The sequence below is a fragment of the Micromonospora sp. WMMA1996 genome (assembly GCF_002573675.1).
Taxonomy (GTDB): Bacteria; Actinomycetota; Actinomycetes; order Mycobacteriales; family Micromonosporaceae; genus Micromonospora; species Micromonospora sediminicola.
Map to the genome: position 1 here is coordinate 2,499,716 of NZ_PDHU01000001.1, position 17,898 is coordinate 2,517,613.

The window sequence follows — 17,898 nt, forward strand, 5'->3', positions numbered from 1 at the left end:
ATCTCAGGCGGTTCCGAGTTCGTCGTCGAGCAGGTGGAACAGTTCCTCGGCGCTGGCGGAGCCGAGGTTGCCGTCGTCCGCGCCGGTGCCGTCGGCGGCGCTCTCGGCGTACGTCCAGAGCGACAGCAGTTCGCGCAGCCGGACGGCGACGGCGGCGCGGTCGGTGTCGTCGGCGGCGATGGCGCGCATCGCGGTCTCCAGCTTGTTCAGCTCGCCGAGCACGGACAGCGCGGAGGTGCTCCGCTCGGCGAGCAGCGCGCCGCGCAGGTGCGCGACCATGGCCGCGGTGGTGGGTCGGTCGTAGATGAGCGTGGACGGCAGGCGCAGCCCGGTGGCGGCGGCGAGCCGGTTGCGGAACTCCACCGCGGTCAGCGAGTCGAAGCCCAGCTCGACGAAGCCCTTGTCGGTGTCCACGTCGCGGATCGAGGCATAGCCGAGCACCGCCGCCGCGTGCGTGCGGACCAGGTCGGAGAGCACCCGGTCGCGGTCGGACTCGGCGGTGGCGGCGAGCGTGTCGCGCAGCGCGCTCGCCGCGTCCGCGCCCGGCGTCGCGGCCGGCGCCGCGCCGGTGACGCGGACCAGGCCGTGCAGCAGTCGGGGTAGCGCCGGTCCGAGCCGGCCGAGCACCGCGTGGTCCAGGTTGACCGGCGCGATCGCCGGCTCGTCGTGCCGCAGGCCCGCGCTGAACAACGCCATGCCCTCGTCCGGGCCGAGCGGGCGGAAGCCGGCGCGGGTCATCCGCCGCTCGTCGACGTGGCCCTGCGGACCGCCGGGCTCGTCCGGGTTGGCCCACGGCCCCCACGCCATCGACGTGACGGGGAGCCCGCGGGCCCGGCGGTGGTGGGCGAGCGCGTCGAGGAACGCGTTCGCGGCGGCGTGGTTGGCCTGGCCGGGGCCGCCGAACAGCCCGGCGGAGGAGGAGAAGAGCACGAACGCGGCGAGGTCGAGCTTCTCGGTCAGTTCGTGCAGGTGCCAGGCGGCGTCGACCTTGGGCGCGAGGACGGTGTCGAACCGGGCCGGGGTCAGCGCCGGCAGCACGCCGTCGTCGAGGACGCCGGCGGCGTGCACCACGCCGACCAGCGGCCGGTCGGCGGGGATCTCGTCGAGCAGGACCGCGAGGGCGTCCCGGTCGGTGACGTCGGCGGCGACGACCCGCGCGGTGGCGCCGAGCGCGGTCAGGTCGGCGACGAGGTCCGCCGCGCCGGGCGCGTCCGGGCCGCTGCGGCTGACCAGCAGCAGGCGCGGCACGGCGTGCCGGGTGACCAGGTGCCGGGCGACGAGCCGGCCGAGCGCGCCGGTGGCGCCGGTGACCAGCACGGTGCCGGTGGACAGGTCCGGCTCGGGCCGCTGCGGCGGCGGGCCGAGGCGGACCAGGCGGGGCGCCCGGAGCTGGCCGGCCCGCAGCGCGAGCTGCGGCTCGCCGGTGCCCAGCGCGGCGGGCAGCGCCACCGTGGAGCGGGGGTCGTCGTCGAGGTCGAGCAGCACGAACCGGCCCGGGTTCTCCGACTGGGCGGAGCGGATCAGGCCCCACGCGGCGGCGGCCGGCAGGTCGGCGGGGCGGTCGGTCGGGTCGACGGCGACCGCGCCCCGGGTGACCACGACCAGCGGGGTGCCGGCGAACGGTTCCCGGGTGAGCCAGTCCTGCGCCAGCGCCAACGTCTCGTGGGTGACCAGGTGCGCGGCCCGGGCCGGGTCCGGCTCGTCGGCGCGCTGTCCGGGGCGGATCGCGACCACCGCGTCGGGCCGGGCCGCGCCGCCGGTCACGGCCGCGACCAGGTCGTCCAGATCCCGGTACGCCTCGACGCCGGGCCATCCGTCGGCGTCGCCGAGCACGGCGATCCGGGTGGGGCGGGCGGTGCCCGGCTCCGGGGTGGTCCAGTCGAGGCGGTGCAGCGACCGGGCGGCGGCCCGGCGGGCGGTGTCGAGCTGGTCGGCGCTGATCGGGCGCAGCACGAGCGCGTCGAGGGAGGCGACGGGCGTGCCACCGGTGTCGGTGACGGTGACGGCGACCGCGCCGTCGGTGGGGGTGAGCCGGACCCGCAGCTCGCGGGCCCGGGTGGGCTGGATCGCCAGTCCGGTCCAGGAGAACGGCAGTCCGGGCCCGGCCGCGTTCGCGGGTGCGGCGGCGGCAGTGGTGGCGCGGTGCAGGGCGTCGGCGCCGATGGTGTGCAGTGCGGCGTCGAGCAGCGCGGGGTGCAGGGTGAACGGGTCGACCGGCGCGTCGGCGTCGAGCGCGACCTCGGCGAGGAGGTCGTCGCCGCTGCGCCAGGCGGCGCGCAGCGCCTGGAACGTCGGCCCGTACCGGTAGCCCTGCTCGGTGAGGTGCGGGTAGAGGGTGTCCAGCGGGATCGGTTCGGCGTCGGCGGTTGGCCAGGCGCCGCCGGCGGTGCCGGTGACCGGCCGGGTGGGGGCGAGCAGGCCGGTGGCGTGGCGCTGCCAGGTCCGGGCGGTGCCCGGGGCGTCGCCGCCGTCGTCGAGGTGGGAGTGGACGGAGACCGGCCGGCATCCGTCGTCGTCGGCGGCGCCGACGCGGATCCGCAGGTCGACGCCGCCGGTCGGCGGGACGACCACCGGTGCTTCCAGGACCAGTTCGGTGACGTGGGCGGTGTCCAGGGCGCGTCCGCTCCAGGACGCCATCTCGACCAGGGCGGTGCCGGGGAGCAGGACGGTGCCGAGCACGGCGTGGTCGGCGAGCCAGGGGTGGGTGGTCAGGGAGATCCGCCCGGTGACCAGCAGGCCGTCGTCGCCGGGCAGGTCGGCGGCGGCGTGCAGCAGCGGGTGGTCGACGGCGTCGAGTCCGGCGGCGGGTAGGCCGGCCGGTCCGGTGCCGCCGCGCGACAGCCAGTACCGGTCCCGCCCGAACGGGTAGGTGGGCAGGTCGATCACGGCGGCCGGGGCGAGCACGGCGGTCAGGTCGACGGGCAGGCCGATGGTGTGGGCGGTGGCGAGGCTGGTCAGCAGCCGCGTCGGATCGTCGTCACCGCGCCGCAGCGTGGACAGGGTGTGGCCGGTGGTGTCGGTGTCGTCGAGGATCGCCGTCACCGGCAGCGTGAGCACCGGATGCGCGGACACCTCCACGAACGTGGTGTGCCCCGCCGCTATCGCGGTGCGCACCGCCTGCTCGAAGCGGACGGGTTGACGCAGGTTGGTGTACCAGTAGCCGCCGTCCATGCCCTGCGGTTCGGCCCAGTCGCCGGTCACCGTCGACACCATCCGAATGTGCCCTGGCTGCGGCGACAAGCCCGCCAGGTCGGTGAGCATCCGGTCGCGGATCTGCTCCACGGCCGGGTTGTGCGAGGCGTAGTCGAACGGCACCGGCCGCGCCCGCACCCCCTCGGCCACCCACGACTCCCGCAGATCAGCCAGGGTGTCCGGCGGACCGGACACCACCACATGCGCAGGCCCGTTCACCACCGCCACCACCGTGCCCGCCAGCCCCTCGATCCGCGCGGCCACCTCCGCCCCGGGCAGGTCCACCGCGAGCATCCCGCCCGAACCGGCCAGGGTGGACAACGCGCGCGCCCGCAGGATCACCGCCCGCGCCGCGTCATCGAGCGACAGCACCCCGGCCACGCAGGCGGCGGCCATCTCCCCCTGCGAATGCCCGACCACCACCGCCGGTTCCACACCGGCGGCCCGCCACACCTGCGCCAGACACACACCCACCGCGAACAACACCGGCTGCAGGATCTCCACCCGGCCCAGCCAGGCATCGTCGTCGCCGGTCAACACCGACACCAGGTCCACGTCCAGATACGGCGCGAACGCCCGCTGACACTCGGCAAGACGCGCGTCGAACGGCCCGCACCGGCCCACCAGACCCGCCGCCATCCGCACCGACTGACCACCCTGACCCGGAAACACGAACACCGGACCCGACCCGTGGACGCCCGCCGTACCGGTGACCAGGGCGGAGGACGGCAGGCCGGACGCGAGGGCGTCCACGCCGGCCAGCAGGTCGTCGCGGTCCGTGCCGACGACGGCGGCGCGCTGGTCGAGCGCGGCGCGGGTGGTGGCGAGTGACCAGGCCACGGCGACCGGGTCGTGGTCGGGGTGTTCGCGGACGTGCCGGGCGAGCCGCTGCGCCTGCTGCGCGAGCGCGGTGGCGGAGCGGGCGGACAGCGGCCAGAGCGCCGCGTCGGTCCGCACCAGCCCTTCCGTCGGCGCGGGCGCGGCGTCCTCCGGCTCGGCCGGCTGCTCGACGATGACGTGGGCGTTGGTGCCGGAGATGCCGAACGACGACACCGCCGCCCGACGCGGCCGCTGCACCACCGGCCACGGCCGGGCCTCGGTCACCAACTCCACCGACCCCGCCGACCAGTCGATGTGCGGCGACGGCGCGTCCACGTGCAGGGTGGCCGGCACGGTCGCGTGGCGCATCGCCTCGATCATCTTGATCACGCCGGCGACGCCGGCGGCGGCCTGCGCGTGGCCCATGTTCGACTTGATCGAGCCGAGCAGCAGCGGCCTGTCCCGGTCCTGCCCGTACGTGGCGAGGACCGCCTGCGCCTCGATCGGGTCACCCAAGGTGGTGCCGGTGCCGTGCGCCTCCACCACGTCCACGTCCGAGGTGGACAGCCCCGCGTCCGCCAACGCCGCCCGGATCACCCGCTGCTGCGACGGCCCGTTCGGCGCGGTCAGGCCGTTGGACGCGCCGTCGGAGTTGACCGCCGAGCCGCGCACCAGCGCCAGTACCCGGTGGCCGTGCCGCCGCGCGTCCGAGAGCCGCTCCACCAGCAGCATGCCGACGCCCTCGGACCAGCCGGTGCCGTCGGCGGCGGCGGCGAACGACTTGCACCGACCGTCGGCGGCGAGGCCGCCCTGCCGGGAGAACTCGGCGAACGTGTCCGGGGTGGCCATCACGGCGACGCCGCCGGCGAGGGCCAGGTCGCACTCGCCGCGGCGCAGCGACTCGCCGGCCAGGTGCAGCGCGACCAGCGACGACGAGCAGGCCGTGTCGACGGTGACCGCCGGGCCTTCCAGCCCGAGCGTGTACGCGACCCGGCCGGAGATGACGCTGTGCGCCCCGCCGGTCATCAGGTAGCCCTCGGTGCCCTCCGGCACCTCGGTCAGCCCGGTCCCGTACCCGGAGGTGGAGGCGCCGACGAACACGCCGGTGCGGCTGCCGGCCATGCCGGTCGGGTCGACGCCGGCCCGTTCCAGCACCTCCCAGGCGGCTTCGAGGGTCAGCCGCTGCTGCGGGTCCATCGCGAGGGCCTCGCGGGGCGAGATACCGAAGAACGCGGGGTCGAAGCCGGTGGCCTCGGGCAGGAAGCCGCCGGCCGGGGTGTAGCCGCTGTCCGGCGCGGGCACGGCCCAGCCCCGGTCGGTGGGGAAACCGCCGATCGCGTCGACGCCGTCGGCGACCAGACGCCACAGCTCCGCCGGGCCGCTGACCCCGCCCGGGTAGCGGCAGGCCATCCCGACCACCGCGATCGGCTCGTCGGTGTCGGCGGCGCGGGTCGGACCGGCGGACGCGGCGGGCGCGGCGCCGAAGGCGGTCTCCCGCAGGTGTCGGGCCAGTTCGGCCGGGGTGGGGTGGTCGAAGACGAGGGTGGACGGCAGCCGCAGCCCGGTGGCCTCGTTCAGTCGGGTGCGCAGGTCCACCGCGGTGAGCGAGTCGAAGCCGAGGTCCTTGAACGGTCGGCCGCGCAGGTCGTCGGCGGTGGCGTGGCCGAGGACGCGGGCGGTCTGCTCGTCGACGATGCGCAGCAGTTCCCGTTCCTGCTCCGCCTCGGGCCGGTCGGCCAGGTGGCGTAGCGGCTCGGCGACGCCGGCCGGCGCGGCGGCGTCCCGGGCCGCCTCGTCCTCGGCGAGCGCCCGCACCTGCGGCAGGTCGGACAGCAGCGGGCTGGGCCGGGTGAGCGTGAACGCCGGGTGGAAGCGACTCCAGTCGACGTCGGCGACGGTGACGCCGGGGGTGGGTCGGTCCATCGCCCGGTCCAGCGCGAGCAGGGCCCGCCGGGGGTCGATGGTGGGCAGTCCCATCCGGTGCAGCTGTTCGGTGGCGGCGTTCTTCGCGGCCATGCCGTCGGCGCCACCCCAGGCGGTCCAGGCGACGGCGGTGGCGGCCAGCCCCCGGTCGCGGCGGTGCACCGCGAGCGCGTCGAGCAGCGAGTTACCGGCGCCGTACGCGCACTGTCCGGCGCTGCCCCAGGTGCCGGAGACGGAGGAGAAGAGCAGGAACGCGGTCAACGGCCGGTCGGCGAGGCACTCGTCGAGGTGCAGCGCGCCGAGCACCTTGCCGGCGACCACGTGGGCGAACTCGTCGAGGGTGGTGCCGGTCAGCGGGGTGAGCTGGTCGGTGCCGGCCGCGTGCACCACGGCGGTCAGGTCGGGCAGCGAGTCCAGCAGCGCGGCGACGGCCGTACGGTCGGTCATGTCGCAGGCGGCGGCGGTGACCCGCCCGTCGGCGCCGTGCTCGTCGAGCAGCGGGGCCAGGCCGGGGGTGTCGGCGCCGCGCCGGCCGGCGAGCACGACCCGGCGGGCGCCCCGGTCGAGCAGCCAGCGGGTGACGTGGCCGCCGAGCGCGCCGGTGCCGCCGGTGACCAGCACGGTGGCGTCGGCCCACCGGTCGTCGGCGGGCTGCTCGGGTGCGGCGGCCGGGCCGAGCCGGCGGCCGAAGACACCGCCGGCGCGGACGGCCACCTGGTCCTCGCCGCTGCCGCCGGTGAGGATCGCGGCGAGGCGGCGCCGGCCGGCGTCGTCGGGTGTCTCCGGCAGGTCGACCAGGCCGCCCCACCGGTGCGGCTGTTCCACGGCGGCGGCGCGGCCGAGGCCCCAGACCAGGTTCTGCACCGGGTGGGTGAGCCGGTCGGCCGGACCGGCCTTGACCGCGCCGCTGGTCAGGCACCACACGGGCGCGTCGAGGTCGAGGTCGGTGAGGGCCTGGAGCAGCACCAGCGTGGTGGCGGCGGCGACGCTGACGCCGGGGTGGGCCGGCAGCAGCCGGTCCTGCCCGGCGACCAGGTGCAGCACGCCGGCGACCGGCGCGTCGCCGATCGCCTCCCGCAGCCGGTCGGCGAGCGCCGCCCGGTCCAGGTCGTCGGCGCCGAGGCGCAGCACCGCCGCGTCGTCGACGAGTCCGGGCAGGTCGTCCGCCCAGCCGCGCTCATCGGGGTCGGTGGGCAGCAGCACCAGCCAGCGGCCCGCCGGCCGGTCACCCTCCGGGACGGCGACCGGTTGCCACCGCACCTGGTACGTCCAGCCGTCCACCACGGACCGGTCGTGCCGGCCGCGTCGCCAGGCGGAGAGCACCGGCAGCGCCGGCAGCAGCGTGTCCACCGCGCCGAGCTGGTCACGCAGGGCGTCGACGTCGGTCCGCTCCACCGCGGCCCAGAACTCGGCGTCCGCGCCGGTCTGCTCACCGACGGGGGCGGAAGGCGGCGGCTCCGGCCAGAACCGCTGCCGGTGGAACGCGTACCCGGGCAGCCGGACCCGGCGCGGGTCGGCGCCGGCGAACAGCTCCCGCCAGTCGACGGCGACGCCGTCGACGTGCAGCTCGGCCAGCGCGGTGAGCAGCGCGGCGGGTTCCGGCCGGTCCCGGCGCAGCAGCGCCACCGCGCTGACGTCCGGGCCGGCCACGTCCCGGGTCAGCGCGGTGAGCACGCCGCTCGGCCCGACCTCCAGGAACGTGCCGGCGCCGAGCGCGCGCAGCCGGGTCACGCCGTCGGCGAAGCGGACCGCCTCCCGGACGTGCCGCACCCAGTGCTCGGCGGTACGGATCTGGTCCGGGTCGACCGGCTCGCCGGTCAGATTCGACACGATCGGCAGGGTCGGCGTGCGCAGCTCCAGCCGCTGCACCACGGCGGCGAACTCGGCGAGCATCGGCTCCATCAGCGGGCTGTGGAACGCGTGGCTCACGGCGAGTCGCTTCGTGCGTACCCCCTGCTCCGCGCAGCGGCGCTCGACCTCCGCGACGGCCGCCTCGGCGCCGGAGACCACGACGGCGGCGGGCCCGTTGACGGCGGCGACGCCGATCGGCGCGGCGACGTCGGTGAGCAGCGCGTCGACGTCGGCGGGCGGCGCGGTGACGGCGAGCATGGCGCCGCCGGCCGGCAGCTCGTGCATGAGCCGTCCGCGCGCGACGACCAGCGTGGCGGCGTCGGCGAGCGACAACACGCCGGCCACGTGCGCGGCGACCACCTCGCCGATCGAGTGCCCGGCCAGCAGCTGCGGGCGGACGCCCCAGGACGCGAGCAGCCGGACCAGGGCCACCTCGACGGCGAACAGCGCGGGTTGGGTCCACCGGGTCAGGTCGAGCAGCGCCGCGTCCTCGGTGCCGGGTTCGGCGGCGAGGATCGGCCCGAGCGGGCGGGGCAGGTGCCGGTCGAGTTCGGCGCACACCTCGGCGAGCGCGTCGGCGTAGGCCGGGAACGCGGCGGCCAGTTCGCGGCCCATCCCGGGCCGCTGCGCGCCCTGGCCGCTGAACAGGAACGCCAGCTGCCCGCCGCGCGGGCCGCCGCCGGCGACCAGGCCGGGGGCGGTCCCGCCGGCGGCGAGGGTACGCAGGTGGTCGCGGAGCGCGGCGCGGTCCGGGGCGAGGATCACGGCCCGGTGGTCCAGCGCGCCCCGGGTGGTGACCGACGACCAGCCGATGTCGGTCAGCGGCACGTCCGGTCCGGCGTCGGCGTCGGCGTCGGCGTCGGCGTCGAGCCAGTCGGCCCAGCGGGCGCCCTGGGCGGCCAGGCCGGCGGCGTCGCGCGCGGAGACCAGCACCGGCACCAGGCCGGCGGCCGTCACCGGCGCCGGACCGGTCGGCGCGACGGCGGTCGAGGACGGCCCGTCCCCGGCGACCGCCGCGTCCGGGGCGGACGACGGGGGCGGGGCCTCCTCGACGATGACGTGGGCGTTGGTGCCGCTCATGCCGAACGAGGACACCCCGGCGCGGCGGGGCTGCTCGCCCGGCGGCCAGGGCAGCGCCTCGGTCAGCACGGACACCGCGCCCGCGGTCCAGTCGACGTGCGGGGTGGGCGCGTCGACGTGCAGTGTGGCCGGGAGCCGGCCGTGACGCAGCGCCATCACCATCTTGATCACGCCGGCGACACCGGCGGCGGCCTGGGTGTGGCCGATGTTCGACTTCACCGACCCGAGCCGCAGCGGCCGGTCCGCGGGCCGCCCCTGCCCGTACGTGGCGAGCAGCGCGGTCGCCTCGATCGGGTCGCCGAGACTGGTGCCGGTGCCGTGCGCCTCCACCGCGTCGACCTGCTCCGGGGCGAGCCGGGCGCTGGCCAGCGCCTGGAGCACCACCCGCTGCTGGGAGGGGCCGTTGGGGGCGGTGAGCCCGTTGGACGCGCCGTCCTGGTTGACCGCGCTGCCCCGGATCACCGCGAGCACCGGGTAGCCGTGGCGCTGGGCGTCGGAGAGCCGGGCCAGCAGCAGCACGCCCACGCCCTCGCCCCAGGCGGTGCCGTCGGCGGCGGCGGCGAACGCCTTGACCCGCCCGTCGGCGGCGAGCCCGCGCTGGCGGCTGAACCCGACGAACGCGGCCGGGGTGGACATGATGGTGGCGCCGCCGGCCAGCGCGAGCGTGCACTCCCCCTGCCGCAGCGCCTGGCCGGCGAGGTGCAGCGCGACCAGCGACGACGAGCAGGCGGTGTCGACCGAGACGGCGGGTCCCTCGATGCCCAGCACGTAGGAGATCCGCCCGGAGACGACGCTGGCGGCGGTGCCGGTCAGCACGTACCCCTCGACGCCGGGCGGGGGCGTCTGGAGCAGCGCCGCGTAGTCCTGGCCGGTGGTGCTGGCGAACACGCCGACCTGGTGCCCGCGCAGCGCCGTCGGGTCGATGCCGGCGTGCTCGAACGCCTCCCAGGACGTCTCCAGCAGCAACCGCTGCTGCGGGTCCATGCCGAGCGCCTCACGGGGCGAGATGCCGAAGAAACCGCTGTCGAACTCGGTGGCCGAGTCGAGGAAGCCGCCCTCGCCGACGTACGAGGTGCCGGGATGGTCGGGGTCGGGGTGGATCAGCCGGTCCAGGTCCCAGCCCCGGTCGGCGGGAAAGGCCGAGACGGCGTCGGCGCCGGAGTCGACCAGCCGCCACAGGTCCTCCGGTGACCGCACCCCGCCGGGGAACCGGCAGCCGATGCCGACGACGGCGATCGGCTCCCGTTGCGCGGCCTCCAACTCGCCGAGCTTGCGCCGGGTCTGGTGGAGGTCGGCGGTCATCCATTTCAGGTATTCCCGGAGGGTGTCCTCAGTCGCCATCAGCGCCACCTTTTCGGGCCGGAGAAACAGGCGACCCAATACCGTTCGGCGTGACCATGAATTGCACTGTCCCGCGCCCCACCAGGTCTCACTTACGGTGAGGAAGGTAAGTGTCCGCGGAGGCGGGTCACAACCCCTACGACGCCCCTAGGGCCGCCCCTAGCAGGGACGTCGTCGCGAGGTGCCCAGGCTGGGCGGGTGCGCCCGGGTCGGCGGCCCGGTGGGACCGGTGGCGGCAGCGTCCAGAAAGCCGCCGCGACCGGTCCGTCGACGCAACTCCACAATGGCGACGGAATCGTTCAGGAATCGCGCCGGTGAAGGCCGGGCTCGCGGTGGATGAATGCGAATGGTCCGCCGTCGTCCCGGCGGACGTCACGCACCTGACCGGGCCGGTTCTTCCCGGCGCTCAGGCCTGATCCGACGACGGCCATTCGTCGATCACGGCATCCACCGGCTCCGTGCCCAGCAGCGATCGCAGGAGGTCGTACAGCGGCTCCTGCCGGCTGTCGCCCGGGCGTCGTCGGTTCGCGACCCGGCGAATCTCGGCCACCGCGCCGTCGGTGTCCCCGATCAACAGACGCGCGACGGATCGCAGTTCGCCGTGCCGGAACGGTGAGATGTTGGGCTGCTCCCGGTACGTGAGCCCCCGCCGCACGAGATCACGGGCCTCGCCCGGGTCGCGCGGGTGCACCGCGATCGCGAGCATCACCGCCGCCTCGATGTCGTTGTTCGGGCCGAGCCGGACAGCCTCCCGCAGCTCCTGTTCCGCCTCGGCCAGCCGACCGAGGAGGATCAGCGCCTCGGCGTGGTTGGCCCGGCTGCCGCTCATCGCCGGGTTCAGCCGGACCGCCTCGGCCAGCGTCTCCGCGGCCTCGGCGTAGCGGCCCAGGCTGTTGAGCACGACGCCGTGCGCGTCGTGCGTGATCGCGTCGGCCGGGTCGATGGCGAGCGCCTCGGTGATCGTGACGAGCGCGTCCTCGGGGTGACCCGCGTCCAGTTGGGCGTAGGCCAGGAATCGGCGCACCTGCGCCGCCTTCGGCTGCAGCGCGACGGCCCGGCGCAGCAACTCCATCGCCTCGTCGTTGCGGTCGACGGCTCGCAACGCGTAGCCGAGGTTCGCCAGGTGGTACGGGTTCGCCGGGGCCAGGCGGCTCGCCTCGCCGTACGCCTCGACCGCCTCGGTGAGGCGGTCGAGGCCCATGAGGATGCCGCCCCGGATCCCGTGCGCCAGATGGTCGGACCGGTCGAGTTCGAGTGCCATGTCCACCTCGACCAGCGCCTGGTCGTGGGCGCCGGTCTCCGACAGGGCGTGGGCCAGCGCCCGGTGCCGCCGGGCGTCCGGCAGGAGCTCGACCGCCCGCCGGTAGGCGTCGACGGCCTCGGCGTGCCGCCCGGCGCGCTGCAGGGCGATACCGAGGTTGAAGTGGTTGACGGACGACGTCGGTTCCCGCGCCACCGCCCGTTCGTAGGCGCTCAGCGGGGTCGTCTCCACGCCCTGGTGGTACGCCTTGACCAGTTCCGCGGCCACCGTGTCGCTCCAACCCAGGCTGAGCTGGAGCTGTTCGAGGGTCGCGGTGCCGTTCTGCTTCTCCGCCGGCGGGCCGTACTGGCCGGCCCATCGCACCAGGCTGAGCGCCAGGTCGTGCTCGCCGCACTGCTCGGCGCCCACCGCCGCGTAGAGCCAGCTGTCGGCGTACTCCTCGAACCGGAGGACCGCGAACGCGCCGCCGTAGAGCACGTCCGCGTAGCCGCCCTCCTCCAGCCGACCCTTCAGCCAGTCGATGAGGTTGGAGTGTTCGAACACCATCGAGGCGTCACCCCTGGCGAGGAGTGTGGCCACGAACTCCGCAGCCTCGTATCGCCCCCACCCCGCGTCGAAGGACGCGCTGAGGCGCAGAATCTGCCGGGCCAGCGCGGATCCGATCAGCTCGGCGTTGCGGACCGTGAGATCGTCCCAGCGGTCCCACCTGCGAGCGTCGGCGGAGGTGACCCACTCGGAGAGCACGGCCGCCACGAGGGAGATGTTGGTCAGGATGGCAGAGCCCGGGCCCGGGTCGGTATCCGGCCGCGGCGGCCGGATCGCGCCGCTGCGCAACTGCTCCTTGATCTCCGCGTACGTCTCGTCGACGATCTGCCGATATTCGGGGAACTCGTGCTCGAGGAAACTGAGCGCCCCCGCCTGGTCGTTCCTGCCGATGAACACGCCGAACTCGTCGATCTGCTCGGCGAGCATGAGCTTCGCCGTCTTCATTCCGACCCGTTCCTCGAGGCGGCTGCTGATCCAGTCCAGGATCTGGCGCGCCTCCGCCTCGGACCGGTACTCGATCCCCACCTCGGTCAGCAGGTCGGGCCCGAGGGAGATCCGTTCGCCGGTCGGCTCCTCCAACGTCTGGCCGTGCTGGAGCTCCGTCGCGGTGGCCACCAGATCCCGCACCGCGCGGAGGTCCACGGCGGCGCGTCGGAGGAACTCGAAGATGATGCGGTAGCCGGATCGTTGGGCTCTCGCTATCGACACGAACTCGGAGAGATCGGGCGCCAGCCCGTTGCGGGCGAGCCCGAGCACCAACCTGCTGTACCAGGTCGGCGGCATCGCGGTGACGGTGTCGGCGAGCACGCCCCGGGTGAGAGGCGCCCCGGATGTCTTCTTGACGGCCAGCACCGCGTCGCACCGCACACTCCACTGGAGGTCGGGGTCCCGGGCAACGGCTTCCAGGCAGCGCAGGCCCAGGCGGCCGGCCTCGGCGAGCCGCTTCGACGCGTCCGGCCAGGACTCCGCCCCGTCACTGCGTTCCCGGAGCACGCTCCTGAGCGCCGTCTCGGCCGACTGCAGGCCGTGCCGAGCCATCTCCGTGATCAACTCCAGCCGCGGCGGCTGACTCAGCTCGTCGAAGGTGGCCAGGTGGATCAGCGCCTCTTCGTCGGCGAGCGACGGGTTGCTGCGCATCAGACTCTCGGCCACCCGGAGCCGGATCCAGGCCGGCACCCCGACGTCGCTGTGCCAGGTCAGGGCGGCGGTGAGTCCACGCTGGTCCTGGACCTCCGTCAGGGCGCAGACGTGGCGAAGCTTCAGCTCCAGCGCCACGCCCCCGTGGTCCAGCTGCGCCGCGAGCAGGTCGCGCCCCGCGTCACCCTGACGCGCCAGCGCGCGGGCCAGCGACTGCCGCACGGTCCAGCTGACGTGCCGGTTCGCCAACGCGTACGCCGCGTGGGAGACCGCGTCGGTGACACCGTCCTCGATGAGCGCCAGGGTCAGCTCGGCACGGTCGTCGTACCGCGGCTGCGAAGCGGCGAGGAGTCGCAGGCTGGGCCCGACGACGTCGGGAACAGCCGCGCGGATCAGATCGGCGTAGAGCCGGCAGCGCAGCCCCCACTCCATGCTGCGGTCGCCGGCGGTGTCGCGGACCGCTTCGACCCCGGTCGCGCCGCACTCGAGCAGCACTCGCCCGATCTCCAGTCGCACGCCCACGTGCATGCGTCGGTTGCGCAGCAGTCTGATGGCCGCGGTGACCGCTGGGCGGGAGTGCGGGCGGAGAGCGGCGAGGAAGGCGGTCAGTTCCTCCCGCGCGGCCGACTGGTGGTCGAGCCGCTGGCGGACCAGGTCGGCGTCGTCGCGGGTGTCCAGGGAGACCAGGCCGGCGATGAGCCGCAGCCGTAGTTTGTGCGGGCAGTCCTCGGCGGTGACGAGCGCCCGTGCCCGCCGAGCCGCCGCCTCGTCCCGCGCGTCGAGAAGGCTGGACATGGCGACGTAGGCGATCTCGGTCTCGACATCCGCGCCGGCCTCGTCGTCGGACGCCCCCTCCAGCGCCGCCGCCCTCTCGGCGGCCCAGTCGCGCAGTGGGCGCAGCGGCGATCGCAGCAGGACGCTCAGCGCGTCGAGAGCCCGGCGGCGTTCGAAGACCAGCGGCGACTGGGCGGCGGCCAGGATGGCGTCCCGTACCGCCTCCGCCGACGCCTCGTCCCGATAGTCCGGCACCTCGGCGATGATCTGCGCCGCAAGGGTGCGCTGGGTCACCCAGGGATCGCCCTCCTCGGAGAGGATGTGGGCCACCAGGGCTGCCGGGTCCGACACCCGACTGGCAGCCGTCACGAAGACCCGCGTCCAGCTGGTGTCCATCCACCGGTGCCTGTCGATGCACTGGCGTTGCTCGTCGAGGGTCAGCCCGGCGAAGTAGGCGGCCAGCAGGGTCTCGCGCAGGATCGGGTGGATGAAGCGAACGGTCGGCCGCATCGAGACGTCACCGGCCTCCATCAGGATGCCGTCGTAGAGCAGCTCCCAGACGACCGGCTCGGCGACGTCGGCGATCGGGTTGCGGGCCGTCTGCACCCGGGTCGTCATGCGGATCTTGGCCGTGGCGGCGACCACGTCGTAGTCGGGGTGCCGGCTGATCGCCGCGCGCAGCTCCGCCTTCGGGATGTCCTCGACGCCGCACCGCCAGGAGTCCTGGAGTTCACCGAGCACCTCGGCGAGCACCCGCATGCGGAGGATCGCGTCCGGCATCGCCTCCCGATCGGCCGGGATGCGGTGCCACTGGCCGGAGAGCAGGTGCAACGCCACGTCGTGATAGAGCTGCGGCAGCGTCGAACGGCGGTAGTCCTGGTGCTGTGCCGGTTCGGCCAGCCGGCACAGGAACGACAGCAGCAGGGGAACCTCAGCCAGTTGGGCCAGTTCCGGACGGTTGCCGATGGCAGCCAGCAGGGACTCGGCGGTGTCGGACCGGTCGTGCAGCCAGGTGTTGACGAAGTTGACCACTTCCCGGGAGGAGAAGCCGACCAGTTGGAAGTCCTCCCGGTTCCCGACGGCGATCTCGTCGATGATCGCCAGGGCGGCGGGGCGGGACGTCACCAGCAGGGTGTTGTTCACCGCGAGCAGCGTCACCAGGACCTGCTTGAGCCGGCCGGCCAGGCCGGTCGGCATCTCGTCGAGCCCGTCGACGCACAGGAACACCCGCCCGTCGGTGAGGGCGCGCTCGGCCACGGCCACGTACCCCCGGACGTCGCCGTCCTCGGCCTGCGCGGGTGACAGCGTGGCGGCGACCAACGTACGCGCGAGCCCGCGCAGCCCGGTGCCGTGATCGTTCTCGGCCGCGAGCGTCGTGCAGGTCAGGCGTACGGGAATGATGCAGTCGTCGAGCGACCCACCGGCGTCGAGCTGCGCCACCGCCTGGTGCGCGGCGTACCTCACCTGGCGCTTGATCAACCAGGACTTGCCGAAACCCGGGTCGCCGCTGACGACGGTCAGACTGGGCATCGCGCGGTCGGTTCGCCAGCGCTGACGGATCGGAACGCTCTCGCCGGACACCCGGTTCGGGCCGGGGCTGCGACGACGCAACCAGATGGTCTGGTGCAGCGCCTCGGCGTCGATGCCCTCCGGCATCGTGTCCCGCTCGGATTCCACCTCGTGGATGACCGCGTGGAGGATCTCACGGGTGGCCGCGACCGGATCCGGGCCGTCGAAGTCACCCGCGACCGCCGAACGCCACGCCGGGTTCTTCCGGTGGTGGAGTTCGTTGAGCGCCCACACCTCGTGCTCGAGGCGCTGGAGCGTCGCCGCGGCGACCACGTAGGCGCCGTGGGGCCTTCCGGCGCCCCTGGTCGCCTTGACCACACCGACCACGCGGCCGGCGTCGTGGTCGAGGACCGGCGCGCCGCTCATCCCGGGATCGACCGCCCCCAGCTTGACCTTCAGCAGGTCGATTCCCTGTTCCTCGAGGATCGCCTCGAAGGTGAAGGTCGCCACGTCCGGCCCGAAGGATCCCGGTAGGTCGATGGAACGCCTGCTGTGCCCGATCGCCGTCAGCTCCCTGGCCGTTCCCGGCGGGCCGAGCAGCACGCACGGCATGTCGTCGAACATCCCCGGTTGGGCCGCGACTATCGCCAGGTCGGGCAGGGGGTACATGAGCGGGTCCAGGCCCGGCGCGATGGTCTGCGGATGCTTGTTCCAGACCTTGAGCGCGCGCTGCACGCCCTGCCGGTCGGGCGCGAACACCAGGTCGTCCGGTGCGTCGTGCACCACGTGAGCGGCGGTGACCGCGACGCCGGGCGCCACGAAGAAGGCGGTGCCGAGGAGGAGCCCCGCCGCGTCGGTCAGCGGGACAGTGGCCGCTCTGACATGGGTTGCCAGCTTTGTCGTCACTGCGTGTCACCGCCCATCCGAGCCGAGTCACGGAAGGAATGACGTCACTCTATTGTGGCCCCGGCCGCACCGCCGCGCCGTACGCCCGTAAACGCACCGATCGGTCGAGGTGTCAAGGTCCAAGGTCCCCACGTCACTGTCCGAACTGGCCGGCCACGGGACGCCACTTCTGGTGTACATAGGCTGTCAGGACATCCCACGCCGCAAGGAGGGCCATGCACGTTCCCCACACCCGCCGCTTGCTGGCCCTGCCGGCCAGATCGTCGGACGGACAACAGCTCGGCAGGACCGGTGCCGTCTACGTCCCCGAGGGACAGAGACAGCCGCTGCTGGTCGCCCTGCCATTGGAGAGGGCGGCGCCCTGGGTGGTGCCGTTGTTCGGCGCACGACTCGACGCGGACGGCCTCGTGCTCGACTACCCGGCCGAGACGATCGTCAAGGGCCCCACCGTCGACGCCGACGCGCCGCTGTCGTTGGGCGAGGTCGCCGCCGTCCTGGCGCACTACCGGCCGGCCGTCGCCGAGCTCGTGCGCGGCCTGCCGTTGACGCGACGGGCACCGGAGGGCGGTGACGTCGGCGCGGGTTTCGTCCACCGGATCCCGGTGGTTCCGGGGATCGGCGACGATGACCTGCCCCCCATCGTGATCGCCAGCCCGGGTGTGACCGGGACCCCGCAATGACCTCCCCCGAGCCGACGCCGTCACCGCTGGCGGTCGCCAACCAACGGATCCGGGACACCGCGAAGTGGTTCATCGGCAGCGCGGCGGCGGTGGGCGCCGCGCTCGTCGCCGGCAGCCAACTGTCCGACATCGGCCGGCTGGCCGCCGGATGGCCCACCTCGGCCGCGACCGCCCGGTTGTGGGTGGCCGCCGCCGGCGTCCTGCTGGGCCTGGCCGGGGTCGTCGTCGCGATCGCCTCCGCGGTGCGCGTGCTGCTGCCGGTACAGGTCTTCATCTCCGACCTCGCCGAGAACTGGGAGGTGCCCACCGCCGACCTGCGCCCGGTGGTGGCGTTCTTCCGACGGCGCACGAAGTACCTGCAGGGCGCCAAGGATCCGGCGGAGCTCATCGACCGGCGCGAGCGACTGACGACCCAGCTGGCGGACCCCGAGCGGAGCCCGGAGGCGCGGGCCGAGGTCCGTGCCGGCATCGCGTCGTACGACCTGCGCATCGCCGCGATCGAGGAGATGGCCAACCACGAGGCGTTGAAGGCCACCTTCGCGCACGCACTGCGCCGGCTGATCCTGGCGACGGTCGTGGCCGGTGCGGGAATCGTCGCGTTCGCCTGGGCGGCGAACCCGCCGACTCCGCCCACCGGCGCCGATCTGCGCGACGCCAAGCTGGTCGGGGCTCAGCTCCGCGACGCCGACCTGACCGGGGCGAGACTCGACGGCGCCGACCTGACCGGGGCGGACCTGACCGGGGCCGACCTGACCGGGGCCTCGGTGGTCGGGGTGACCTGGTCGGGCACGACCTGTCCGGACGGCACATCGAGCGACGCCGGCGGCGGCACCTGTCGGGGACATCTCCGGCGCTGAGTCGGCAGGGGCGCCCACAGAG

Annotated in this window: 4 protein-coding genes; 2 read left to right on the plus strand and 2 right to left on the minus strand. The window is 74.6% G+C overall.

Features of this window, described 5'->3' with window-relative positions; all coding sequences use genetic code 11:
• Nucleotides 1-3: 3 nt before the first annotated feature.
• Nucleotides 4-10,206 carry a type I polyketide synthase gene (locus COO58_RS11710; protein WP_098746268.1) on the minus strand — a complete coding sequence of 3,401 codons (10,203 nt, stop codon included), beginning with the start codon at nucleotides 10,204-10,206 and terminating at the stop codon, nucleotides 4-6.
• Nucleotides 10,207-10,612: 406 nt separating this feature from the next.
• Nucleotides 10,613-16,339 (minus strand): tetratricopeptide repeat protein, encoded by a 5,727-nt coding sequence (locus COO58_RS11715; protein WP_098744970.1) that lies wholly within the window; start codon nucleotides 16,337-16,339, stop codon nucleotides 10,613-10,615.
• A 215-nt stretch (nucleotides 16,340-16,554) separates the two neighbouring features.
• Here COO58_RS11715 and COO58_RS11720 point away from each other — a divergent pair, with 215 nt between their 5' ends.
• Nucleotides 16,555-17,019: a hypothetical protein gene (locus tag COO58_RS11720; RefSeq protein ID WP_141561878.1), complete on the plus strand. Its 465-nt coding sequence runs from the start codon at nucleotides 16,555-16,557 to the stop codon at nucleotides 17,017-17,019.
• Nucleotides 17,016-17,876, plus strand: coding sequence for a pentapeptide repeat-containing protein (locus tag COO58_RS30730; protein WP_255292594.1), 861 nt, complete (start codon nucleotides 17,016-17,018; stop codon nucleotides 17,874-17,876). Before COO58_RS11720 ends, COO58_RS30730 begins: the two co-directional genes overlap by 4 nt.
• Nucleotides 17,877-17,898 lie beyond the last annotated feature (22 nt).